Source organism: Pseudomonas pisciculturae (assembly GCF_015461805.1).
GTDB lineage: Bacteria > Pseudomonadota > Gammaproteobacteria > Pseudomonadales > Pseudomonadaceae > Aquipseudomonas > Aquipseudomonas pisciculturae.
In genome coordinates this window covers 192,453-214,587 of sequence record NZ_JACVZE010000002.1, presented here as the reverse complement: position 1 = coordinate 214,587, position 22,135 = coordinate 192,453, and the positions used below count along the sequence as shown (strand labels likewise).

Here is a 22,135-nt window from a genome sequence, read left to right as displayed (position 1 = left end):
GCCGCCATCGGGGGCAAGCCCCCTCCCACATGAGTTCCTCGGTGTCCTTATAACCGTTGTAATAACCCTTGAGCGCGACTGGCGAAAATCTCAAGTAACTTCGCCAGCATATGCGGCGGTGGCTCATCCGCTCGGGTCAGGGCGTATAGGGTGATTGGCAGCGGCGGGGTGAGCGTGCGGATGTGGGTGGAGGCCGTTGAAGCACCGAGGGCAGTAAAGGGGTCGATCACCGTCAGGCCGGCGCCGGATTCCACCATCGCCCGGGCCAGTGAGTAGGTCTGCACACTGATTGTCACCCGGGGCGGTGGGTCGACGTTTTCCAGGTAGCTGTCGAGCTTGGCCGCCAACGGGTCGGCGCTGGAGAGGCCAATCAACGGCGCGCCTGCCAGCTCGCTCAGGGCTAACGGCTTGCTCAACTGCGACTCGGGCCAGTACCCCTTCGAGGCCAACGCCACCAGTACGCCGTGGGCCAACACTTGGGTGGTCAAGCCCGGATGGCCAGAGAAGTTGAGCGTCAACGCCAGGTCGATCTCACGCATCAACAGCTTCTGCACCAACTCACGGCTATGGTCGCTGGACAGTTCGCAGGCCATGTCCGGGTAGTCGCGTTTCCACTCCAGGATCGCCGGTGGCAGCAACGACAAGGCCAGCGCCGGGATCGCACCGATGCGCACGCTCTGGCCCGGCTTGCGGCGCAAGCTCTTGGCCAGGCGCCGCACGCCTTGCAGGCTTTCGGTGACTTTCTCCACTTCGCTTTCCAGCGCCAGGGCTTCTGGCGTGGGCTGCAATTTGCCGCGCACCCGCAGAAAGAGCGGGAAGCCCAGTTGCAACTCGGCGTGCTGCAACACCTTGGTCACCGCCGGTTGCGACACGTGCAGCAACTGCGCGGCGGCGCTCACGGAGCCCGTCTGGCGGATGGCCTGGAAGATTTCGATATGACGCAGGCGCATGGCAAGTCCATAACCTTTGTTTATAGGTGGCCCATCTTTATTCATTGTCGGTGGCCTGTCACCTGCCCCTAGGCTTGAGGCCTCTTGATTGAACGACAGGTGGCGGCAATGGTGTGCATCATCGGCGGTGGGGTGATCGGTTTGGCCAGTGCTTATGCGTTGGTGCGTGCCGGCCATGAAGTGACGGTGATCGAAGCCCGCGATACGCTGGGCAGCGAAACCAGTTTCGCCAACGGCGGGCAGCTGTCCTACCGCTACGTTGCACCGCTGGCGGATGCTGGGGTGCCGCTGCAAGCCATCGGCTGGTTGCTGCGCGGTGACTCGCCCTTGAAGTTGCGCCCGCGCCTTGACCCTCAGCAATGGCGCTGGATGGCGGCGTTCCTGGGCGCCTGCCGTGGCTCGGTGAACAAGCGCAATGCCGCGCACCTTCTGCGCCTGGCATCCCTGAGCCAAGACACCTTGCAGCAATGGTGCGAGCACGATCATCTGGACGGTTTCGACTGGCGGCGCAACGGCAAGCTGGTGACCTTCCGTCATGCCAACTCCTTCGAACATGCCCGCAGTAAAGTCACCGATATCCTGCAACAACAGGTGCTGTCGGCTGACGATTGCGCTCACTTGGAGCCGGCATTGGCGGGGGGTGGTTTTGTTGGCGGCATCTACACGCCGAATGAGGAAGTGGGCGATTGCCATGCCTTCTGCCAGCGCTTGGCCGAACGCCTTGAAGGCTCCGGGCGCTGCCGCTTTTTGCTGGGTCGCAAGGTCACCGGCATTCGTCACGCGGGCGGTGCAGTACAGGCCATCGAGCTGGGCGATGAAGTCATGCCGGTTGATCAATTGGTGCTAGCAGCCGGGTACCGCAGCACCGAGCTGGGCGTGTCGCTGCCACTGTATCCGCTTAAGGGCTACAGCCTCAGCGTGCCGATTGGCCCGCAGCATCAGGCGCCAAATATGAGCATCACTGACTACGACCGCAAGATCGTCTACGCCCGTATCGGCAAGCAACTGCGGGTGGCGGCGATGGTGGATATCGTTGGCTTCGATTCCGGCCTTGAGCCCAAGCGCCTGGCCCTGATGAAACGTCAGGCGTTGGAGACTTTCCCTATGGCAGGCGACTACGCCCACGCGGTGGAATGGGCCGGCATGCGCCCGGCCACCCCCACCGGCGTGCCGCTGATTGGCGCCAGTGTGTATCGCAACCTGTGGCTTAACCTGGGCCATGGCGCCCTTGGTTTTACCTTGGCCTGCGGCAGCGGCCAACTGTTGGCCGAGTTGATTGACCAACAGGTTCCTTCCATTGATATGCAGGGCCTGACGCCCCGCGCCGCTTGAGGATGCACCGATGACCATCACCCGTATCAGCAGCAATGACCGGCTTTCTGGCGCCGTTACTTTTAAGGATCTGGTTTTTCTCTCGGGCCAGGTGCCGGGCGACGGGCAGGACGTCACCACGCAAACCCAAGAAGTGCTGGCCAAGATCGATGCACTGCTGGCCCAGGCGGGCAGCGACAAGGACCACCTGCTCAATGCGACGATTTACCTCAAAGATATCGGCGACGGTTTTGCACCGATGAACGATGTGTGGTCCGCGTGGTTGTCGCCGGGCATGGCGCCGACACGCACCACGCTGCAAGCGGAGCTGGCGCGGCCCAGCGTACTGGTGGAAATCAGCGTGATTGCCGTACGTAAATAACCTCAAAGACCAACGGAGCATAACAATGAAAAAAATCCTGTTGACTGGCTGCACCCTGGGGCTTTTGTTGGGCGCACAGGCCCATGCAAACGAAGCCCCGCTAGGCGGCGCATTGGCCAAGATCGCTGGGGCAAAATCCATCACGCTGGGGTATCGCGATGCGTCGGTGCCGTTTTCCTACGTGGGGGATCACACGGGCAAACCCATGGGCTACTCGGTGGACCTGGCGAGCAAGATCGTCGAGCGTATCCAGCAGAAAACCGGGGTGCCCCACCTCAACGTGAAGTACAACCTGGTGACCTCCCAGACCCGCATTCCGTTGGTGCAAAACGGTACGGTTGATCTGGAATGCGGCTCCACCGGGGTGACGGCCGAGCGGCAGAAACAGGTGGCGTTTTCTTACGGGTTTATCTACGTGAAGGGCCAGTTGCTGACGGCCAAGGACAGCGGCATCCAGGGCTTCGCCGACCTGACCGGCAAGAACGTGGTGACCACCGCTGGCACCACCAACGAGCGCTTCCTCAAGAGCTACAACGCTGAGCACAAGGCCAATATGTTTGTGATCAGCGCCAAGGACCACGGCGAGGCGTTCAAGATGCTGGAGACGGGCCGCGCGGCGGCGTTCTACATGGATGACGCGTTGCTGTACGGTGAACGCGCCAAGGCCAAGGACCCGCACAAGTGGGTGGTGGTCGGTAAGGAGCAATCGCGGGAAATCTACAGCTGCATGCTGCGCAAGGACGACCCGCAGTTTCTGGCGGTGGTTAACGAGACGCTGGGAGACTTGTACCGCAGTGGGGAGATCAATGGGATTTACCAGCGTTGGTTTGAACAGCCGATCCCGCCCAAGGGCTTGAACCTGGAATTTCCGATGACCAGCGAGTTGAAGGCGATCATTGCCAAGCCAGTGAGTGACCCGGTGGAGTGATGGGGTGACTTGGTGATGTGGTAACCCAATCCAAATGTGGGAGGGGGCTTGCTCCCGATAGCGGTGTGACAGTCAGCAAACCTATCACTGACCTACCGCTATCGGGAGCAAGCCCCCTCCCACATGTTTGACTGGGTTTACAAAGGAAGAGGGTTAGAAATCGCCCCACAGTTGTTGGGCTACTGCCAGTGCAACGACTGGCGCGGTTTCGGTACGCAACACGCGCGGCCCAAGGCGCGCGGCGTGGTAACCGACAGCTTGGGCGACCTCGACTTCGCTGTCCGTCAACCCACCTTCAGGGCCGATCAAAAACGCCAGGCTGGAAGGCTTGGCATGGCTCACCATCGGTTCGGCCACCGGGTGCAGCACCAACTTTAGATCCGCCTCGGTCTGTTTCAACCAGTCTGCCAGCAACAGCGGCGGGTGAATCACCGGCACCGTTGAACGCCCACACTGCTCGCACGCGCTGATCGCCACCTGGCGCCAGTGCAGCAGGCGCTTGTCGGCGCGTTCGTCCTTGAGGCGCACTTCGCAGCGGTCGCTGAAGATCGGGGTGATTTCGTTGACGCCAAGCTCTGTGGCTTTTTGGATCGCCCAATCCATCCGTTCACCCCGGGACAGGCCCTGGCCAAGGTGGATATGCAGCGGTGATTGAGTCTGGCCGTTGAAGCTTTCCGTCAGTCGCACAGTGACACGTTTCTTGCCGACTTCCAGCAGGCTGCCCAAAAACTCCTGGCCGGAGCCGTCGAACAATTGCACGGCATCGCCTTCACCCATGCGCAAGACGCGGCTGATGTAGTGCGCTTGGGCTTCAGGCAATTCGTGGTCGCCGATGCTCAACGGGGTGTCGGTGAAAAAACGGGACAGTCTCATTTCTGTTCTCTGCAAAATTCTATGTAGGCGCGAGGTCACTGTGGCGAGGGAGCAAGCTCCCTCGCCACAAATCAACCGGGGTCGCGGAAACCAGGGTGGAAGTCTTTAGGCACTGCAACACTGACGCTGCTAATGGTGGCGATATCGATCCCTTCGCTGGCCACTTCGGCCAGGAAGTCGATCTGCTCCGGCGTAATCACATAGGGCGGCAGGAAGTACACCACGCTGCCCAGTGGTCGTAACAGGGCGCCGCGTTCCAGGGCATGTTCGAACACCTTCAAGCCACGCCGTTCTTGCCATGGGTAGGCGGTCTTGGTGGCTTTGTCCTGCACCATCTCGATGGCCAGCACCATGCCGGTCTGGCGCACCTCCGAGACATGGGGATGGTCTACCAGGTGCGCGGTGGCGGTGGCCATGCGCTGGGCCAGGGCCTTGTTGTTTTCGATGACGTTGTCTTCTTCGAAGATATCCAGGGTCGCCAACGCCGCCGCGCACGCCAGCGGGTTGCCGGTGTAGCTGTGGGAATGCAGGAAGGCGCGCAGGGTAGGGTAGTCGTCGTAAAACGCGTCGTAGACGTCATCGGTGGTGACCACGGCCGCCAGCGGCAGGTAACCGCCGGTGAGGGCCTTGGACAGGCACAGGAAGTCGGGGCGGATGCCGGCCTGTTCACAGGCGAACATGCTGCCGGTACGGCCGAAGCCCACGGCGATTTCATCGTGGATCAGGTGCACACCGTAGCGGTCGCAGGCCTCGCGCAGCAGCTTGAGGTACACCGGGTGGTACATGCGCATGCCACCGGCGCCCTGGATCAGCGGCTCGATGATCACGGCGGCAACGCTTGCGTGGTGCTCGGCGAGGGTCTGTTCCATCACCTGGGCCATGGTGCGCGAGTGGTCTTCCCAGCTCACGCCCTCGGGGCGCAGGTAACAGTCGGGGCTCGGCACCTTGATGGTGTCCAGCAGCAGCGCCTTGTAGGTCTCGGTAAACAGCGGCACGTCGCCCACCGACATCGCGGCGATGGTTTCGCCGTGGTAGCTGTTGGTCAGGGTGACGAAGCGCTTCTTATTCGGCAGGCCTCGGTTGAGCCAGTAGTGAAAGCTCATTTTCAGCGCAACTTCGATGCACGATGAACCGTTATCGGCGTAGAAGCAGCGGGTGAGGCCTTCGGGCGTCATCGCGACCAGGCGCTCCGACAGCTCGATCACCGGCTGGTGACTGAAACCGGCAAGGATCACGTGTTCCAGTTGGTCGACCTGGTCCTTGATGCGCTGGTTGATGCGCGGGTTGGCGTGGCCAAATACGTTGACCCACCAGGAACTGACGGCGTCGAGGTAGCGTTTGCCTTCGAAGTCTTCCAGCCACACGCCTTCACCGCGCTTGATCGGGATCAGCGGCAGTTGCTGGTGGTCTTTCATCTGGGTGCAGGGATGCCACAGCACGGCGAGATCGCGTTGCATCCACTGGTTGTTCAAGCCCATTTTTCGTCTCCTCAAGCAACAATCGCGCAAGCCTATGCAATGGGCGACTGTGTCACAACCCATTACATGCGAATTGGCAGTAAACGCAGGACGGTCTGTCACGTTTCTTCGGGATAGTCCTTAATCCGTGGTTAATTTACGCTTCATAACCTCAAGATCACATTTCTCGATATTTCAAAGCGAAATTTTCCGCTTTAATTCGATAGGTAACGCGCTAGTCTTGGGCGCAGCTCTTACGGGATTAAGTACATGCAGTTACGCAACTCACCGGCCCGCTATGGCTGGGTCAGCATGGTTTTGCACTGGGGCGTGGCCCTGGTGGTGTTTGGCTTGTTTGCCTTGGGTTTGTGGATGGTCGGCCTGGACTATTACAGCGCCTGGCGCAAAGACGCACCCGACCTGCACAAGAGCATCGGCATTACGCTGTTCGCGATCATGCTGGTGCGTATTGTCTGGCGCCTGATCAGCCCGCCGCCGCCACCGTTGGCCAGCTACAGCCGCATGACCCGTATCGGCGCCGCTTTTGGCCACGGGTTCCTGTACCTCGGGCTGTTTGCGGTGATGATCGCCGGTTACCTGATTTCCACCGCAGACGGTGTCGGTATTCCGGTGTTTGGTTTGTTTGAGATTCCTGCCGTGGTTGCCGGGCTACCGGACCAGGCAGACAACGCAGGCCTGGTGCACTTGTACCTGGCTTGGGTGTTAGTAGTCTTTGCCGGCTTGCACGGCGTGGCTGCATTGAAACACCACTTCATTGATCGTGATGTGACCCTGACGCGAATGCTGGGGCGCAAAGCCTGATGTTCAACCTCGACTCACAAGGAATAGAAAGCATGTTGAAGAAGACTCTCGCCGCTCTGGCACTCGGTTCTGCTCTGTTGTCCGCCGGTTCTGCGATGGCCGCTGACTACAAGATCGACAAAGAAGGCCAGCACGCCTTCATCGATTGGAAGATCAGCCACCTGGGCTACAGCTTCATCCACGGTACCTTCAAGGACTGGGATGGCACGTTCAGCTGGGACGCAGCCAAGCCTGAAGCCAGCAAAATCGCCGTTGATGTGAAAACCGCCAGCCTGTGGTCGAACCACGCTGAACGTGACAAACACATCGCCAGCAAAGACTTCCTGGACGTTGCCAAGTTTGCTGACGCGAAGTTTGTCTCCACTGCCGTCAAGTCCACCGGCGACAAAACTGCTGATGTGACTGGCGACCTGACGTTCCATGGCGTAACCAAGCCTGTGACTTTCAAGGCCACCTTCAACGGTGAAGGCAAAGATCCATGGGGCGGCGAACGTGCTGGCTTCAACGCCAAGACCACCGTCAACCTGAACGACTTCGGCATCAAAGGCCCAGGCCCGTCCTCGCAGACTGTTGACCTGGACATCTCACTGGAAGGCGTGAAGCAGAAGTAATTTCTGCTCGCATACAAAAAACCGGATCGCGAGATCCGGTTTTTTTATGTTTGGAATGCGGTCAATGTGGGAGCTGGCTTGCCTGCGATACAGGCGCCACGGTGTGTCAGGTATAAGCAGTTGATGCCATCGCAGGCAAGCCAGCTCCCACAAAAGAGCCCATTTGTTTTTGTTGTGCCAAAAAAAATGCCCCACCTCGAAAAAGGCGGGGCATTTTTTATGGGGCTTTGAAACTCAGCGGTTGCGTGTCAGCAACGCCGGTTTCTCACCACGAGGACGGCCTGGCAGTTGATCCAACTGCTCGGGTGTCGGGAAGCGGTCTGCTTTCGACTCCTTGTGGATGATCTTTGGCGCCGGGCCACCGCGTGGGTTCTGCACGGCTGGCTCGGACGAACGAGGCTGGTCGTCACGGGCCGGGCGGCGGTTGTTGCTGCGCGAGTCTTCGCGGCGAGCCTGGCCATCGCGTGGTGCACCACTGCGCGGGCCGCTGCGCTTGGCAGGAGGCGTACCGGTGGTGCCGCCGCTGCTGTTGCGCGGAGCGTTCTGACGACCGCCCTGAGGCTGACCGCCACGTGGCGCGCCGCTGCCAGTGCCAGCACCAGCACCCTGTGCCGGAGCACCTGGGCGACGGCCGCGGCCTTGGGCCGGCTTGGCTTGTGGCACGTAGTCGACGCGGTTACCGAAGTTATCCACGTCGTCGTCGAGGAACTCGTCCGGTGCACGGTCAGCGGCAGCGCGTGGCGGCTGGCTCGGCTGGCGCTGTTCGCGGGCCGGGGTGCCTTCACGGGGCTTCTGTTCGCGGGCTGGGCGTTCGCCACGGCCGTTGGTTGGCGCTTTTTCTTTGCCGCCCTTGTCTTTGCCCTTGTCGCGACGACCACCGCCACCACCGCCGCCGTTCGGGCCATCACCCTTCGGACCGCGTGGGTTGCGTGGGTTGCGCACGTCCGGACGCTCGCGCGCTTCTGGCTTCTCGGCCTCTACGGCGCTGGCATCGAAGCCCATCAGGTCGCCATCGGCGATTTTCTGCTTGGTCATGCGCTCGATGCTTTTCAGCAGTTTTTCTTCATCCGGTGCGACCAGGGAAATGGCCTCACCCGAACGACCGGCACGGCCAGTACGGCCGATACGGTGCACATAGTCTTCGTCGACGTTAGGCAGCTCGAAGTTGACTACGTGTGGCAACTGGTCGATATCCAGGCCGCGAGCGGCGATATCGGTAGCCACCAGGATGCGCACAGTGCCGGCCTTGAAGTCGGCCAGGGCTTTGGTGCGCGCGTTCTGGCTCTTGTTGCCGTGGATGGCGACGGCGGTGAGGCCGTGCTTGTCCAGGTACTCGGCCAGGCGGTTGGCGCCGTGCTTGGTGCGGGTGAACACCAGCACCTGTTCCCAGGCGCCTGCGGTGATCAGGTGGGCCAGCAGCGCACGCTTGTGGCTGGCGGCCAGACGGAATACGCGCTGCTCGATACGCTCGACCGTGGTGTTCGGCGGCGTGACTTCGATGCGTTCCGGGTTGTGCAGCAGCTTGCCGGCCAGGGCAGTGATGTCCTGGGAGAACGTTGCCGAAAACAGCAGGTTCTGGCGTTTGGCCGGCAGGCGGGCGAGGACCTTTTTCACGTCATGGACAAAGCCCATGTCGAGCATACGGTCGGCTTCGTCCAGCACGAGGATTTCCACGCGGGACAAATCGACGCTGCCTTGGCCGCACAGGTCGAGCAAGCGACCTGGGCAGGCAACCAGCACGTCCACACCACGGGACATGGCCTGAACCTGTGGGTTCATGCCGACGCCGCCGAAGATGCAGGCGCTGACGAACTTCAGGTCGCGGGCATACAGCTTGAAGCTGTCGTGCACTTGGGCGGCGAGTTCGCGGGTAGGGGTCAGGACCAGTACACGCGGTTGGCGCGGGCCGTGACGCTGGGATTTGTCCGGGTGACCGTTGGGAAACAACCGCTCCAGAATCGGGAGGGCGAAGCCACCGGTTTTACCAGTACCTGTCTGAGCCGCAACCATCAGGTCGCGACCTTGCAACACGGCGGGAATGGCCCGCTGTTGCACCGGAGTAGGCTCGGTATAGCCCGCTGCCTCGATGGCGCGGACTAAAGCCTCGGAGAGACCGAGGGAAGCAAAGGACATGAGTAATCCTGTTTTAGTTAGGGCTTGGCCCAAAGGGATAATCTTGCCGGGCGTGAATGACGCTTAGGGGAGCGTTATCCCGTCCGGTCCTGCTGCGTCTGGCGGGCACTCCACCGGCTCGCGCGGGCTGCAAAGCTGCGCTGTAGCGGGGTTGGGTGCCGTTTTCGAGACCTCAGCGGCCGGGCGTAAGCCTGGCGGAAAGGCCGGAGTATAACAGAGCAATCACGGCGCGCTGCTTTCCTGCTGCTCAACGGCGTGTTCTGAGGCTGTAATCGCTTGGAGCCCACCGTATTTGGCGCTCAGGGCCGCGTAGGCGGGCTCCTGCTTGAAACGCTTGAGTTCGGCGGCAAAGCGTTGCACCAGCAGGTCCATGCCGGCGCCACGACGCACCGCGAGAAACTGCTGCTGGCGGCTGACCACCACCGGTGCCTGGCTGACCTTGCCCTCCAGGCCCATCGCCTTGATCACATGCTGGCCGACGCGGCGGTCGGTGACCACCAGGTCGATGCGCCCCAGCAACAGTTTGCCGAAGTTGGCTTCATGGCTGGGGGCCGGTTCGCGGTTGAACACGGTGGAGTCGCTGAAGGGCGCGCCATACAGGTAGCCCGGCGAAATGCCGACGGTAAGGCCGCGCAGGTCATCGAGGGTCTGGGCCGGGTGAGGGCGGTCGTTGGCGTAGAACAGTACGAATTGCACTTCTGACAGCGGTTCGCTGGGGTACAACAGCTGAGCGTCGCGGTCGTGGCTGTGGAAAATATCCAGCGCGCCGTCGGCGTGACCCTGGTCCAGCATGGCCAGGCAGCGCTTCCAGGGCAGGAACTGCCATTGCACGTCCACCCCCAGGCGCTGGAACACGGTCACCGTGGTTTCGTAGTCCAGCCCCTGCATGGCGCCCCTCTCTTCATACACGTAGGGCGCCCAGGGCTCGGTGACAATGCGTAATTTCTCGCCATAAGCGGCCAGGCTCAGGCAAGTGAATAGCGCAGCGGTCAACAGCTTCAGAATGACGGGCATGCCCTGAGATTACGACGCCCCAGCCTTAAAGAGAAGCTCTGGCACACGCATCTGCGGGCGACGCTATTTTGTTTCCGAAGTCATCAGGTGTTCATAGATGGCTGCGCGCCGCTCGCCGAGTATCAGGCGCACCACTGGGTTGGCGAACCAGTGTTCCAGTTGGTGGGCGTCGACCGGGCATTTCTGCCGCTCTTCCTGGTTCTGCCGCGCCTTGTCCCACCACACCGGGCCGCAGGCTTGGTCGAACTCGTTTTCGTGCTCGTAGCAGCCGTAGAGAATTTCGCGTATGAACTGCTGCTTACGCTTGGGCAGGGCCAGGGTGATCAGCTTGTACATCAAGCGTTGCAGGCGCGGCGGGCGCGGCAGATGGGCGGAGACCTTGCGGGTGTCGGCCAGGGCGTCGGTGCTGGTGGGGCTGGCCGAGTGCTTGGCGATCCATGCCTTGACCTTGGCGCGGAACAACTGCTTGCGGCTCCAGTAGTGGTGGATCAGGTCAGGGCACTGGCGCACGTTGACCTTGCGGTAGGCTGCCACCGACAGGCAGAACTCTTCCAGGGTGTAGGCACCCCTGGCCATTGGGAACAGTTCGTCCATCAGTTCAATCGAGCGGTCCAGCAGGTAGGCGTCTTGTTGCGCGATGCCGATCACGCCGGAGTTGAGCAGCCACATATCGTCGTCGGTCAAGCCGCGTTCTGCCAGGTGCGTGGCCAGGGTTTCATACAGCACGCCTTCGCGGTTATCGCCGTATTTTGCGTGGAAGGCATTGCACAGCAGCGTGCCAGGGGCGACGCGCTCGAACAACGCCATGGGCGAGTCGTGGAAGAACGTGTCGGTGTCGATCAGCAGTGCGCGCTCAGCGGTCTGCAGTACCTGGCGCAACAGCACGTGCTTGGTGCGGAAATGGTAACCGTGGGGCTCGCACCAGCGTTTGCGGGTGGCTTCGTCCAGCGTGTGTACTTGCACGGGCAGGTCGCGGTAAGGCGCCGGGTTATCGCTGAATACCTGGATGTCCAATGGCATGTCCTGGGGGCCTCCCAGGTGGGCCAGGGCACTGGCGATGCTGAATACCGCTTCCTGATGGTAAGTCTCGGCGCCGAAAACCAGATAGATCAGTTGGGGGCGTGGAGTCGGGGACGCTGTATTCATTTACTGCTGGCTTCCTTTCCGGGATGTATGAACAAAAAAAGCCCCCGTATAAACGAGGGCCTGGGTGCTGCTTGAACAGAACTCAGCGTGGCAGCTTGAGATTGTTCCAGATAGCGAGGCTCGGCTCAGCCTGATTCAGGGTATAGAAGTGCAACCCTGGCGCGCCACCCTGCAACAAACTTTCACACATTTCTGTGATGACCTGCTCACCGAACGCCTGGATGCTCGTGACGTCGTCGCCGTAGGCTTCCAGTTGCTTGCGCACCCAGCGTGGGATTTCTGCGCCGCAGGCGTCGGAAAAGCGAGCCAGCTTGCTGTAGTTGGTGATCGGCATGATGCCCGGCACGATCGGGATATCTACACCCATCGCCCGTACACGTTCAACGAAGTAGAAGTAGCTGTCGGCGTTGAAGAAGTACTGGGTGATCGCACTGTTGGCGCCGGCGTTGGCCTTGCGCACGAAGTTCTTCAAGTCTTCTTCGAAGTTGCGTGCCTGGGGGTGCATCTCCGGGTAAGCCGCCACTTCGATATGGAAGTGATCGCCGCTTTCTTCGCGGATGAAGCTCACCAGGTCATTGGCGTAGCGCAGCTCGCCGCTGGCCATGCCCATGCCGGATGGCAGGTCGCCGCGCAGGGCGACGATGCGCTTGATGCCGGCGCTCTTGTATTGGGTCAGCAGGCCGCGCAGGTCGTCCTTGCTGTCGCCCACGCACGACAAGTGCGGAGCGGCGGGAACTTTGACTTGGCTTTCCAGCTGCAACACGGTGTTGATCGTGCGGTCACGGGTGGAACCGCCAGCGCCGTAGGTGCAGGAGAAGAAGTCGGGGTTGTAGCTGGCCAACTGGGTGGCCGTGGCCATCAGTTTTTCATGCCCAGCATCGGTCTTGGTCGGGAAGAACTCGAAGCTGTAGCGACGGTCTTGGGACATGGTAATACCCTGTGAAACTCAAAAGCCTGGAAGGCATACACAATCGATACAAGTGCCGGGCTTCTGTGGGAGCCGGGCTTGCCCGCGATGCAGGCACCTCGGTGTGTCAGGCATACCGAGGTGATGCTATCGCAGGCAAGCCAGCTCCCACATAAAAGCCGGCGCCTGCAGGTCGATCAGTAGCGGTAAGCGTGCGGCTTGAACGGACCTTCAACGGTCACGCCGATGTAGTCGGCCTGGGTCTTGGTCAGTTGAGTCACGACGCCGCCGAAGCCGCGGACCATTTCCAGGGCCACTTCTTCGTCGAGTTTCTTCGGCAGTACTTCCACGGTCAGGCGCTCGGCTTTCTGGGCTGGCGACAGGTCGGCGTACTTCTGGTCGAACAGGAAGATCTGCGCCAGTACCTGGTTGGCAAACGAGCCGTCCATGATGCGGCTTGGGTGGCCAGTGGCGTTGCCCAGGTTAACCAGACGGCCTTCAGCCAGCAGGATCAGGTAGTCGTCGTTCTGTGGGTCGAAATCGCCCGCGCCGGTACGGTGAACCTTGTGAACCTGCGGCTTCACTTCTTCCCATGCCCAGTTCTTGCGCATGAAAGCGGTGTCGATTTCGTTGTCAAAGTGACCGATGTTGCAGACAACAGCGCGCTTTTTCAGGGCTTTGAGCATGTTCGAGTCGCAAACATTCACGTTGCCGGTGGTGGTCACGATCAGGTCGATCTTGCCCAGCAACGCTTTGTCGATGCTTGCTTCGGTGCCGTCGTTCTGGCCGTCGATGAACGGCGAAACCACTTCGAAACCGTCCATGCAGGCTTGCATGGCGCAGATCGGGTCAACTTCGGAGACTTTAACGATCATGCCTTCCTGACGCAGGGACTGGGACGAACCCTTGCCCACGTCACCGTAGCCGATCACCAGGGCTTGTTTGCCCGACAGCAGGTGGTCGGTGCCGCGCTTGATGGCGTCGTTGAGGCTGTGACGGCAGCCGTACTTGTTGTCGTTCTTGCTCTTGGTCACCGAGTCGTTGACGTTGATGGCCGGGATTTTCAGCTCGCCCTTGGCCAGCATGTCCAGCAGGCGGTGCACGCCGGTGGTGGTTTCTTCGGTCACGCCGTGGACGCGGTCGAGGATGGCCGGGTATTTCTTGTGCAGCAGCTCGGTCAGGTCGCCGCCGTCGTCGAGAATCATGTTGGCATCCCAAGGCGCACCATCCTTGAGGATGGTTTGCTCCAGGCACCACTCGTACTCTTCTTCGGTCTCGCCTTTCCAGGCAAATACCGCGATACCGGCAGCGGCGATAGCAGCGGCGGCCTGGTCTTGAGTCGAGAAAATGTTGCAGGACGACCAACGCACTTCGGCACCCAGGGCAACCAGGGTTTCGATCAGCACGGCAGTCTGGATGGTCATGTGGATGCAGCCGAGGATCTTGGCGCCTTTGAGCGGCTGCTCAGCGGCGTACTTGCGACGCAGACCCATCAGGGCTGGCATTTCGGATTCGGCGATAAAGGTTTCGCGACGGCCCCAGGCAGCGAGGGACATGTCGGCGACTTTGTAGTCGGTGAAACCAGCAGGCGTGTTGACAGCGCTCATGAAGAGCCTCCATTCGTAGTGTGCGAATGGGCGCCGTTGTGCGTTTAGTATCAAGCCCGATGAACCAGGCCAGACAACGCCCCATCCGAGCCTGACAGGTTGAACCTGCTGCAGCGCCCCTCGGACAGGTGGCGGGAAAACGGTAACAAGTGGATATGACCGTTTTGAAACGGCGCCGATTATAGCCGTGTGCGCCGTACTTCCCAAGCCTTTCTGTCGGGTACATGAAGATCCCTCATCGGCTTGATAGGCAATGGCTCATAGAGCTTGGGCCCGGCCTCTGCCATGATGTTGCCCATCATTTCGCAAGACGCTTGGAGTGACTATGAACTTCCACACCCGCAAATGGGTAAAACCTGAAGACCTCAACCCCAACGGCACCCTGTTCGGTGGCAGCTTGCTGCGCTGGATCGACGAAGAAGCGGCGATCTACGCGATTGTCCAACTGGGCAACCAGCGCGTGGTGACCAAGTACATCTCCGAAATCAACTTCGTCAGCGCCTCGCGTCAGGGCGACATCATCGAGCTGGGCATCACCGCCACCGAGTTCGGCCGCACCTCCATCACCCTGACCTGTGAAGTGCGCAACAAGATCACGCGCAAAAGCATCCTCACCGTGGAAAAAATGGTTTTCGTCAACCTTGGCGAAGACGGCTTGCCGGCGCCCCATGGCCGCACTGAAATCAAGTACGTCAAAGACCAGTTCCAGGAAACCGAATAAAGCCTTACCCCGCGTCGGCGGGTATTGAACGCTCGTGATGGGCCGCAGGTCGTACCTGAACAACACCCTCCTGTTCAGGTACGCCCATGGCCACGCAAGCAGACGGCAAGACCCCCAACCTGTCGCAGGAAGAGCAGCAGGACGTCGACAAAAACCAGCCGCCGCGTGCGGCGGTGCTGCATGAAATCATCCGCACCCAGGGCGACCAGGAGCTGGAGCGTAACGTCGCCGCCTTGTGGTGGTCGGCACTCGCCGCCGGCCTGACCATGGGGTTGTCGCTGATGGCGATGGGGTTGCTCAACTCGCGGCTGCCCGATGCCGAGGGGTTCAAAGTGATCGCCAGCTTCGGCTACTGCGCGGGCTTTCTCGCTGTGATCCTGGCGCGCCAGCAGTTGTTCACCGAAAACACCCTGACCGCTGTTCTGCCGGTGATGAGCAAACCCACGCTGGGCAATGCCGGACGGCTGTTGCGGCTGTGGACGGTGGTGTTGGTGGGCAACCTGTGCGGCACCTTGTTGGTGGCGTACGTAATGTTGCATTTGCCGATTTTCGATACCAAGACCGACCTGGCCTTTTTGGAAATCGGCCGCAAGGTCATGGAGAACCACCCCGGCCAGATGTTCGCCAAGGGCATCGTCTCCGGCTGGATGATCGCCACCATGGTGTGGATGATCCCGTCCATGGAAAGCGCCAAGATGTTCATCATTATCCTGATCACCTACCTCATGGCCTTGGGCGATTTCACCCATATCGTGGTGGGGTCGGCGGAAGTCTCGTACCTGGTGTTTGCCGGCGAACTGCCGTGGAAGGATTTCTGGCTGGTGTTCGCCGGGCCCACGCTGGCGGGCAACATCATCGGTGGCAGCTTTATCTTTGCGTTGATTAGCCATGCGCAGATTCGCAGCGAAAGCAGCTTGCCGGGCAAGGCTGCTGCGGATCCTAGGCACCCGCAGCAGATCAACAAGGATCAGTGAGTTTCAGGTGCGGCCTGGGGCTCGTCTCGGGTCACGCGCTTGACCAGCTTGCCGATGCTCAGGCCCTGCAACAGGATCGACGACAGCACCACGATGTAGGTGATGCTCAGCAGCAGATCCCGCTCCGGGCCCAATGGCAAGGCCAGCGCCAGCGCCACCGAAACCCCGCCGCGCAAGCCGCCCCACGTAAGGATGCGGATGGTGCCGCGTGGCACTGTGCGCCAGCGGCGCAGCAGCAGGATTGCCGGGGCCACTGTCAGCAGGCGCGACAGCAGGATCGCCACGGCCAACAGGCTGGCGGCGAACACATGCAACCAGTTGAACGGCAACAGCAGCAGTTCCATGCCGATCAACGCGAACAGCAGGGCGTTGAGCATGTCATCGAGCAATTCCCAGAAGCCGTCCAGGTAGCGGCGAGTCATGTCGTTCATCGCCAGCTTGCGGCCCAGGTTGCCGATGATCAGGCCGGCTACCACCATCGCAATCGGTGCGGAGACGTGCAGTTCGGAGGCCATCGCCGAGCCGCCGATCACCAGAGCCAGGGTCAGCATCACTTCGATCTGGTGCTGCTCGATGCTCTTGATCATCAGGTACACCAGATAGCCGATCAGGCCACCGAACACCACGCCGCCAATTGCCTCATGGGCAAACAGCATGGCAGTGGCGCCCACGGTAGGTGTTTCGCCCAGCTGTGCAATGCCTAGCAGTACGGTAAATACCACTACCGCTGTACCGTCGTTGAAGAGGGATTCACCGACGATGGTGGTTTTCAGCGGCTTGGAGGCATTGGCCGTACGTAGAACACCCAGTACTGCAATCGGGTCAGTGGGCGAAATCAGTGCACCGAACAGCAGGCAGTACAGGAAGCTGACGTGCCAGCCAAACAGGGCAAAGATGTAATACGCCAGGCTGCCGATCACTACGGTGGCGATCAACACACCAAAGGTCGCCAGCAGGCCGATAGGCCAGCGGTAACTGCGCAGGTCGTTGAGGTTGACGTGCAAGGCGCCGGCGAACAGCAGAAACGACAGCATCCAGTTCATCAGCAGGTCGCCGAAGTCGATCTGGCCGATCAGTTGTTGGACGCGTTCTTCCAAGCCTGGGTAGCCGAGAACGCTCAGGCCTTGCAGGATCAGGGAGAAAATCAGGGCCGTGACCATCACGCCGATGGTGGGCGGCAGGCCGATAAAACGGAAGTTCACATAGGTGAGCAATGTGGTGAGGCAAATAAAGGCGGCGACAAGTTCAAGCATCCGGGGTCCTTGGAAGTTGGGTGGCAGAGCGTTTAGTGCTGGGATGGACCGCAGTAGCGGCGTGATGTTGCAGGGCAGGGCGCAAAACACCGATAGAACCTATTGTGGTGTATCGGCTCATAACGGTGAGTGCGGCGTGCCGAGATTAGTGCTAAAACTCTAATTTCTGTTTCAAATTAAAAATAGAAAACCAAAAAAGGACTCAGTGATGACGGTAGCTTTCTGGTGTGTGTTGATCGCAATTTTCTTGCCTTACCTATGCACGGGCCTGGCCAAATTCAGCCAGGGCAAGTTCGGGCCTCGGCAGAACCACGACCCTCGCGCCTTTCTGGATACCCTCGACGGCTTCGCCCGGCGCGCGCATAACGCCCAGCTCAACAGCTTTGAAGTCACCCCGGCGTTTGCGGCGGCGGTGATTATCGCGCACTTGGCCGGTACGGCCGAATTGGTGACCATCAACGTGCTGGCTGTGCTGTTTATCACCAGTCGCTTGTTGTACATCATTTGCTACGTGGCGGACTGGGCGATCCTGCGGTCGCTGGTGTGGTTTGCAGGCATGGCTTTAATTGCGAGTTTCTTCTTCGTATCGATCTGACAGTTGACGAAGAACCCCTGTGGGAGGGGGCTTGCCCCCGATAGCGGTCTGTCAGTCAGCTCATCTATTACTGACCCGCCGCCATCGGGGGCAAGCCCCCTCCCACATTGGGTTCCCGGTGTTTTCAAGTGCCCGTAGGGGCATCCGGCACCTGGGGAAGCGCCGCGCCTTTGGGCCACAACATCCAGATCTGCCCCTGCTGCTTCATATTCCCCGCCAGCTCACCCGCCGCATCACCGGTGCCCCAGAACAGGTCTGCACGTACTTCGCCGGTGATTGCGCCGCCTGTGTCTTGCGCGGCTACAGGTCTTGCGATTGGGGAGCCGTCTGGCTTGGTGGTCGACAGCCACAACAAGCTGCCCAGTGGAATCACCTTGCGATCCACCGCCACGCTGTAACCAGCCGTCAACGGCACATTCAGCGAACCCCGCGGCCCTTCGTTGCTGTCGGGGCGGGCGCTGAAGAATACGTAGCTGGGGTTGCTCGCCAGCAGTTCCGGGATGCGCTGCGGGTTGGCCTTGGCCCAGGCGCTGATAGCGCCCATGGTCACGTCTTCTTTCTTCAACTGACCTTGCTCCACCAGCCAGCGGCCGATAGGGCGGTAGGGGTAGCCATTCTGGTCACCGTAACCGACGCGCAATTGGCGCCCGTTCGCCAGTTGAATTCGACCCGAACCCTGGATTTGAAGAAATTGCAGGTCCATCGGGTTGGTCAGCCAGGCAATCGGCTGGGCCGTGGAGCCCTGGCCGTTGATGATGCTGGCGTCGTCATACGGTTTGAGTACACGACCCTCAAGCCGACCACGCAGGCGCTTGCCTTTGAGTTCGGGGTAGATGCTTTCGAGGTTCACGATGATCAGGTCATCCGGCACGCCGTACACGGGCACATTGGCCTTGGCGGTTCTGGTCAGGCTGCCGGGGTAGACCGGCTCGTAGTAGCCGGTGATCAGGCCGTTCGGCGTGTTGTCGGCCGAACGCAGGCCGAATACGTCCAGACGCTCCTTGAGAAAACCGCGTACCGCAACTGCATTGCTGGGCACCGTGGCTGCTGCGGCGCAGGTGGCGCCCCAGATCGGGTCAGCCTTGAGGCGTTGGCAGGCGCTGCGCCAAGACTCGAAACCGGCCAGCAAATCGCTGTCGGAAACGGCCGGCAGAGCTTCCCACGGAGCGCTTACATAAGTCGCAACGGCGTGGGGCTCAGGCGTTTGATCTTTGGCAGGTTCCTTACCCGCATCGCAGCCGGCCAGCAGCGCGATCATTGGCAAAGCCCATACCAATCGGCGGCTCCAGCGTTTTTCGATGACATTCATACACGTATTTCCTGAAGCGATTGCCCGCGCCGCAGCGTCTTCGGGCAACCCTTATTATTAATAGGGCTATTGGTCTTTGCCGACGGTGCGAGGATACTGGCCGCCGTTTTCCGTGACCTCGAAGCCACCATGACTTTTAAAAGACTGACCGTTGTAATGCTGGCCTGCCTGACATTGTCCGCCTGTGGCGGTGTTGATCCGAATTCGCCCTTGGGCCAGCGCAAGGCGATCTTCAAGCAGATGCTCAAGACCAGCGAAGACCTGGGTGGCATGTTGCGTGGGCGCATTCCTTTCGACGGCGCTAAATTTGCCGAAGGCGCGGTCAAGCTGGATGCGCTGTCCCATGAGCCCTGGAAGCATTTCCCGAGCGTGCGCGAAGAAGACCATACCAGCGCCAAGGATGACGTGTGGCAGCAACAGGCACGTTTTCAGGAACTGGCCCGCAACCTGGAAGCGGCCACCGGTGAATTGGTGATCGCCAGTCAAGTGCAGCCCTACAAGGCCACTAATCTGGGGCCGGCGGTGCAGAAGGTCGAAGATGCCTGCAGCGCCTGCCATAAACAGTTTCGGGACCACTGACCGGTTTACTTGTCGAGGTCTTCCACGGCTTCCTGCAGTTCTTTACGCGACTGGGCGAGTTTGTCTTTACGCTTGTTGATCTTCTCTGCGTCGCCCTTTTTCATCGCCTTGTCGAGGTCGGCCTGACGGCGGCTGACTTCGTGCTTGGCGTCGAGCACCTTGTTTTCCCGCTCTTTTTTCAAGGAGGCGTCGGTGCAATTGGCGGTGACTTCGCTCAGGGCTTTTTCGAGGCCTGCTTGCTGGGCGCTGTTGCCATGGGCCTTGGCCTGCTCGATCTGCTGGCTGATGGCTTGGCGCTTGGCGGCACAACCGGTGAGTTGCGGCGCTTCTTCTGCCGCCAACAGCGGGGTGGTCATAAAGCTTGCGACGGTCAGCAGGGCGAAGGGGGCTAGAAATTTCATGTGGGGCTCCAAGGTCGCAATCTAGTGGTCGGCTCGGGCTTGAAACCCGTCGATGCCGGCCACGCGTAATGTGTGTGCCAAGGTTTGTACCTGCGGGTCGCGAAAGAAAGCGCTCAATTGCGCTGCGCGGCCCGGGCCGATGCCGTCGATGGCCAGCCAGGCTTGGGTGTCTCGGGTGGCCAGCGTCTGCCAGTCGCCCTCCAGGTTATTGCGTGCCGCAGGCGGTACGCCCAAGGCCTTGAGCCATTGTGCAAATGGCCGTTGCCGTGCGCTGTTGAGGCTGTCGAGCACGCGCGCACGGCTGCGATCGCCGAAGCCATCAATGTTAGCAAGCTCTGCGGCATCCAGGGTCAACCAATCAAGAAAGCCTGCGATTAGACCGGCCTGGATCAATACGTTCCACGTCTCACGGCCCATATGTGGCAGTGCCAGCCCCTGGTTGCCACTGAGCCAGGTGAGGCGAGCGAGCAGTTGCTCTTCGCAGCCGGGGTCCAGTTGCCAGCAACTCAAGGCGTGGAAGTTGCGAGGGTTTGGCACTTGCACCTCGACCCGTTGCTCGTTGCGCAAAATCACGTTGTCCAGACGAGGGACTACCTGGCCGGCCAGGCTGATGGATACTTGGTCGCCAGGGCGAATGTCCAAGGTTTGCCAGCGTTTCAGGGAGCCAACGCTCACGCGGCTGATCTGACGGTCGTCCAGTTGCACCGGCTCCAGCTCCAGCATGGGGGTGATACGTCCGGTACGACCGACCTTGAATTGCACCTTGCGTACCAGCGCCAGTGCTTGGGCGACCGGGTACTTCCAGGCGACGGCCCAATAGGGCGCGCTGACCTGCCAGCGCTCGGCGGGGGCGCGTTGGGCTTGATGCAGCACAACGCCGTCGCTGGCGAAAGGCAGCGGGTGGTTGTACCAATAAGTGCGCCAGTGCACGGCTTCATCGATGTTTTGGATGGGTTGGCTGTAGCGCTGGCTGTCGCCGAAACCCCAGCGCGCCAGGGTTGCAAGACGCTCGGTGAAAGACGCCGGCCCATCAGGCCAGGTCCAGACAAACAGGCCGATACCGCCAGCGTCGGTATCACTCAGTTGGCGGCGGTTCATCAGCCCGGCCACCTTGCCTCGGGCATTGAGCCCGCCGCGGGCTGATTGCACGTGGTCATCGAGGCGCCAATACAATTCGCCCTGCAGCACCAGATCGATAGGCTCGGGCAACCGCTGGACAATGCCGGGGATCTTGCGAGCGGAGGCGGACCAGTCCTGGCCGAGATTGCCATCGCCACGGCTGATGACCTGGCTCAGCTGGCCCTGGCGGTAGACCAGGGTGACGGCAACACCGTCGACCTTGGGTTGCATCCATACCTCACTGCGTGTGCCCAGCCAGGCATCGAGAGCGCTTTCATCCTGCAATTTTGCCAGGCCCGTATGCGCCACCGGGTGAGGCACCGTACCCCGCGCGGTGGCCAGCGGGTTATCAGGCGTTGCGCTGGGTTGGGGCAAACATTCGCGCCAAGTGGCCAGCCGGCGGCGGGCCTGATCGTAGAGCTCATCGCTGACGGGGGATTGGCCCAGTCGGTGGTAACGGTCATCCCATTGGCGGATCTGCGTGGCCAGGTTGTCGACCTGTGTACGGGCGTCATTGGGGCAGGTTTTGGCCCACGTCCAAAGGGGTAGGGCGCAAAGCAGAAAAGCTATCAGTTGACGCATCATGAGCATCCTTGCCCGGAAAGGGTGCCCAGCCTAAATGATCCCTGCGCCCATAAAAAAGCCCCGACCGTGCGGGGCTTTTTACTGGGTGTTTCTGCTTACTTGAACAGGCCGCCCAGGGCTTTCACGGTATCGTTCTTATCTGCCTTGGCTTCGGTGGTCTGCTGCTTGGCGTCGGCCTTGGCTTGGGCTTCGGTCAATTTGTCACAACCTTTATTGACCTGGTCCTGTGCTGCCTTATAGGCCTTGACGGACAAGCTGTCGTTCTTGGCTTCGGCGGCATCGATTTTGGTTTGCAGGTCCTTGGCGTGTTGCTGGCAGTCGCCGGAGTCACCGCCGCCCAGTTTGGACGTCAGGGCGCCACCCAGTGCGCTCAGGTCGGTGCCGGCGTGAGACGGCAGGGCGAACAGGCTGAGCAGAAGGGCAGCAGGGGCGAGCTTGGAAATGCGCATGAAAAACCT

General features: G+C 60.7%; 22 protein-coding genes and 1 riboswitch. Of the genes, 9 read left to right on the top strand and 13 right to left on the bottom strand.

Annotated features, from left to right (window positions below; all coding sequences use genetic code 11):
• Positions 1–47 precede the first annotated feature (47 nt).
• A complete protein-coding gene (locus ICY20_RS06615; RefSeq protein ID WP_194937183.1) occupies positions 48–950 on the bottom strand; it encodes a LysR family transcriptional regulator in 903 nt (300 codons plus the stop codon).
• A 99-nt stretch (positions 951–1,049) separates the two neighbouring features.
• On the opposite strand from ICY20_RS06615, the gene ICY20_RS06610 reads away from it, so the two are divergent.
• From ICY20_RS06610 to ICY20_RS06600, 3 genes are read left to right on the top strand one after another with little or no spacing between them, the layout of a single operon-like run.
• A complete protein-coding gene (locus tag ICY20_RS06610) occupies positions 1,050–2,282 on the top strand; it encodes a D-amino acid dehydrogenase (protein ID WP_194937317.1) in 1,233 nt (410 codons plus the stop codon).
• Between the two features lie 10 nt (positions 2,283–2,292).
• Complete coding sequence (locus tag ICY20_RS06605) at positions 2,293–2,643, top strand: RidA family protein (protein WP_159958022.1); 351 nt, start codon at positions 2,293–2,295, stop codon at positions 2,641–2,643.
• Positions 2,644–2,668: 25 nt separating this feature from the next.
• Positions 2,669–3,571 carry a transporter substrate-binding domain-containing protein gene (locus ICY20_RS06600; protein WP_194937182.1) on the top strand — a complete coding sequence of 301 codons (903 nt, stop codon included), beginning with the start codon at positions 2,669–2,671 and terminating at the stop codon, positions 3,569–3,571.
• Between the two features lie 153 nt (positions 3,572–3,724).
• Here ICY20_RS06600 and ICY20_RS06595 read toward each other — a convergent pair whose 3' ends face one another.
• Both ICY20_RS06595 and ICY20_RS06590 read right to left on the bottom strand, forming a co-directional pair.
• Positions 3,725–4,444, bottom strand: a complete 720-nt coding sequence (locus tag ICY20_RS06595; protein ID WP_194937181.1) for a 16S rRNA (uracil(1498)-N(3))-methyltransferase — start codon at positions 4,442–4,444, stop codon at positions 3,725–3,727.
• 71 nt (positions 4,445–4,515) lie between these two features.
• Positions 4,516–5,922, bottom strand: a complete 1,407-nt coding sequence (locus ICY20_RS06590) for an adenosylmethionine--8-amino-7-oxononanoate transaminase (RefSeq protein WP_194937180.1) — start codon at positions 5,920–5,922, stop codon at positions 4,516–4,518.
• Between the two features lie 249 nt (positions 5,923–6,171).
• On the opposite strand from ICY20_RS06590, the gene ICY20_RS06585 reads away from it, so the two are divergent.
• Both ICY20_RS06585 and ICY20_RS06580 read left to right on the top strand, forming a co-directional pair.
• Positions 6,172–6,723: a cytochrome b gene (locus tag ICY20_RS06585; RefSeq protein ID WP_194937179.1), complete on the top strand. Its 552-nt coding sequence runs from the start codon at positions 6,172–6,174 to the stop codon at positions 6,721–6,723.
• A gap of 32 nt (positions 6,724–6,755) precedes the next feature.
• Positions 6,756–7,334: a YceI family protein gene (locus tag ICY20_RS06580; RefSeq protein WP_159958029.1), complete on the top strand. Its 579-nt coding sequence runs from the start codon at positions 6,756–6,758 to the stop codon at positions 7,332–7,334.
• Between the two features lie 234 nt (positions 7,335–7,568).
• Here the strand turns inward: ICY20_RS06580 and ICY20_RS06575 are convergent, their stop codons facing one another.
• The 5 genes from ICY20_RS06575 to ahcY all read right to left on the bottom strand — a co-directional run bounded on the left by ICY20_RS06575 (position 7,569) and on the right by ahcY (position 14,141).
• Positions 7,569–9,467 carry a DEAD/DEAH box helicase gene (locus ICY20_RS06575; protein WP_194937178.1) on the bottom strand — a complete coding sequence of 633 codons (1,899 nt, stop codon included), beginning with the start codon at positions 9,465–9,467 and terminating at the stop codon, positions 7,569–7,571.
• Positions 9,468–9,689: 222 nt separating this feature from the next.
• Positions 9,690–10,481: a substrate-binding periplasmic protein gene (locus ICY20_RS06570; protein WP_194937177.1), complete on the bottom strand. Its 792-nt coding sequence runs from the start codon at positions 10,479–10,481 to the stop codon at positions 9,690–9,692.
• A gap of 63 nt (positions 10,482–10,544) precedes the next feature.
• Complete coding sequence (locus ICY20_RS06565) at positions 10,545–11,627, bottom strand: hypothetical protein (protein WP_194937176.1); 1,083 nt, start codon at positions 11,625–11,627, stop codon at positions 10,545–10,547.
• Positions 11,628–11,709: 82 nt separating this feature from the next.
• Entirely contained in the window at positions 11,710–12,555 is an 846-nt protein-coding gene (gene metF / locus ICY20_RS06560) for a methylenetetrahydrofolate reductase [NAD(P)H] (RefSeq protein WP_194937175.1), read from the bottom strand.
• Between the two features lie 176 nt (positions 12,556–12,731).
• Complete coding sequence (ahcY, locus tag ICY20_RS06555; RefSeq protein ID WP_159958033.1) at positions 12,732–14,141, bottom strand: adenosylhomocysteinase; 1,410 nt, start codon at positions 14,139–14,141, stop codon at positions 12,732–12,734.
• A 21-nt stretch (positions 14,142–14,162) separates the two neighbouring features.
• A riboswitch (S-adenosyl-L-homocysteine riboswitch) is annotated at positions 14,163–14,269 on the bottom strand.
• 197 nt (positions 14,270–14,466) lie between these two features.
• Between ahcY and ICY20_RS06550 the strand changes: the two genes are divergently transcribed.
• Together ICY20_RS06550 and ICY20_RS06545 are read left to right on the top strand one after the other, a co-directional pair.
• The gene (locus tag ICY20_RS06550; protein WP_159958034.1) at positions 14,467–14,862 is read left to right on the top strand and encodes an acyl-CoA thioesterase; all 396 of its coding nucleotides are present in this window, start codon (positions 14,467–14,469) and stop codon (positions 14,860–14,862) included.
• A gap of 86 nt (positions 14,863–14,948) precedes the next feature.
• Positions 14,949–15,836: a formate/nitrite transporter family protein gene (locus ICY20_RS06545; protein ID WP_159958035.1), complete on the top strand. Its 888-nt coding sequence runs from the start codon at positions 14,949–14,951 to the stop codon at positions 15,834–15,836.
• Here the strand turns inward: ICY20_RS06545 and ICY20_RS06540 are convergent.
• Positions 15,830–17,089, bottom strand: a complete 1,260-nt coding sequence (locus tag ICY20_RS06540) for a cation:proton antiporter (RefSeq protein ID WP_122512667.1) — start codon at positions 17,087–17,089, stop codon at positions 15,830–15,832. The genes ICY20_RS06545 and ICY20_RS06540 overlap by 7 nt on opposite strands.
• A gap of 208 nt (positions 17,090–17,297) precedes the next feature.
• Here ICY20_RS06540 and ICY20_RS06535 point away from each other — a divergent pair, with 208 nt between their 5' ends.
• On the top strand, positions 17,298–17,684 hold the full coding sequence (locus tag ICY20_RS06535; RefSeq protein WP_122488810.1) for an MAPEG family protein: 387 nt from the start codon (positions 17,298–17,300) through the stop codon (positions 17,682–17,684).
• Positions 17,685–17,808: 124 nt separating this feature from the next.
• On the opposite strand, the gene mltA is transcribed toward ICY20_RS06535, so the two are convergent.
• A complete protein-coding gene (mltA, locus tag ICY20_RS06530) occupies positions 17,809–18,993 on the bottom strand; it encodes a murein transglycosylase A (protein ID WP_159958036.1) in 1,185 nt (394 codons plus the stop codon).
• A gap of 129 nt (positions 18,994–19,122) precedes the next feature.
• On the opposite strand from mltA, the gene ICY20_RS06525 reads away from it, so the two are divergent.
• Positions 19,123–19,572, top strand: coding sequence for a c-type cytochrome (locus tag ICY20_RS06525; RefSeq protein ID WP_159958037.1), 450 nt, complete (start codon positions 19,123–19,125; stop codon positions 19,570–19,572).
• 5 nt (positions 19,573–19,577) lie between these two features.
• On the opposite strand, the gene ICY20_RS06520 is transcribed toward ICY20_RS06525, so the two are convergent.
• The 3 genes from ICY20_RS06520 to ICY20_RS06510 all read right to left on the bottom strand — a co-directional run bounded on the left by ICY20_RS06520 (position 19,578) and on the right by ICY20_RS06510 (position 22,126).
• Positions 19,578–19,973 (bottom strand): DUF1090 domain-containing protein, encoded by a 396-nt coding sequence (locus ICY20_RS06520; RefSeq protein ID WP_159958038.1) that lies wholly within the window; start codon positions 19,971–19,973, stop codon positions 19,578–19,580.
• Positions 19,974–19,994: 21 nt separating this feature from the next.
• On the bottom strand, positions 19,995–21,677 hold the full coding sequence (gene ligB, locus ICY20_RS06515) for an NAD-dependent DNA ligase LigB (protein ID WP_194937174.1): 1,683 nt from the start codon (positions 21,675–21,677) through the stop codon (positions 19,995–19,997).
• Between the two features lie 95 nt (positions 21,678–21,772).
• Positions 21,773–22,126, bottom strand: coding sequence for a hypothetical protein (locus ICY20_RS06510; protein WP_159958040.1), 354 nt, complete (start codon positions 22,124–22,126; stop codon positions 21,773–21,775).
• Positions 22,127–22,135: the final 9 nt, after the last annotated feature.